The 1,300-nt window shown below is 62.8% G+C and carries 2 protein-coding genes; both read left to right on the top strand.

Annotation, left to right across the window (positions count from 1 at the left end):
• Positions 1 to 525: acetyl-CoA C-acetyltransferase (locus NZK81_RS21400; RefSeq protein ID WP_473087541.1), on the top strand; the 525-nt coding region annotated here is incomplete at its 5' end.
• A 2-nt stretch (positions 526 to 527) separates the two neighbouring features.
• Positions 528 to 1,300: acyl-CoA dehydrogenase family protein (locus NZK81_RS21395; protein WP_260047982.1), on the top strand; the 773-nt coding region annotated here is incomplete at its 3' end.

The following is a 1,300-nucleotide window of genomic DNA, read 5'->3' as shown; positions in this document are numbered from 1 at the left end:
GCGACGATGGCTTCGCTCGGCGCGCTGAAGGCGATTGAGGGCGGCGTCGTGACCGCTGGCAACGCCAGTCAGCAGAACGACGCCGCTGCCGCTTGCCTAGTGGTGGCCGAAGACAAACTCGACGAACTGGGGGTGGAACCGATCGCCTTTTATCATAGCTCGGCCGCGGCGGGCTGTGATCCCAGTCGCATGGGAATTGGTCCCGTTCCTGCAGTGCAACGCTTGTTCGCCCGCAGCGGCCTTGGCTGGGGCGATATTGATCTGGTTGAGCTGAACGAAGCCTTCGCACCGCAAGTCCTGGCGGTTCTGAAAGGATGGGGCTGGTCGGATGACGACGGCCGGAACGAAATCCTCAATGTCAATGGTTCGGGTATATCGCTTGGCCACCCGATCGGTGCAACCGGTGGTCGTATTCTTGCCAACCTTACCCGCGAACTTGTGCGCACGAAAGGCCGCTACGGTCTTGAGACGATGTGCATCGGCGGCGGACAAGGCATCGCCGCAATCTTCGAGCGCGCGGCCTGAAGGTGGCTGATCTGCGCCAGGCCCTGAACGCCGCGAGAGACTATCGCGCCTCGGTCAAGGCAGCGTTGGGCGCGCGCTTGGTGTCCGGAAGGATTGATGAGGAGCAGCGGGCCGCGCACGGCTATGCCTGGGTGGCCACGCTTGTGGCTGCGCTGGAAGCGGTGCTCGAATGGTCCGAGGCCAGGGGCAGCAAGAATGATCTTGACGCCAGGATCGCCATTCTGGCCTTCGCTGAATGCATTGGCCAGATCGGTGGCGGCCTGCCGATGGGCCAGAACGAAATCTTCCGCCCCGGCGACCTCGGACTTGGCAGCGCTGCCCGCACGCTTTTCGACCGGTGCGCGGACCTGCTCGATGTGGACTATGCGGCAACCAGAGGCGAAGTGGCCGCAGCCCTGGCCCAGGGGCAATGGCCAAGCGAGTCGCTCGATGATGCCGAAGCCGACACGATCCGCGAGCAATACCGTCGCTTCACCAATGCTGTCATCGTGCCCCAGGCGCACGGATGGCATCTGGCGAATGACCTGATCCCCGAGGCAGTGATTCAGGCCATGGCCGATCTCGGTACATTCGGAGTCTGCATACCCGAAATCTATGGGGGTCTTGGCCTTGGCAAGCTAAAGATGTGCATCATAACCGAGGAATTGTCGCGCGGCTGGATTGGCGCGGGTTCGCTTGGCACGCGGTCCGAAATCGCCGGCGAACTGATCGGCTTGAACGGCACCGAAGCGCAAAAGGCCTGGTGGCTGCCCAGGATCGCGAGCGGCGAGGTTTT

It is taken from the genome of Novosphingobium mangrovisedimenti, assembly GCF_025153475.1.
Classification (GTDB): Bacteria; Pseudomonadota; Alphaproteobacteria; order Sphingomonadales; family Sphingomonadaceae; genus Novosphingobium; species Novosphingobium mangrovi_A.
Note: the sequence above shows the minus strand (reverse complement) of the source record. Positions and strands in the feature narration are given on the sequence as shown.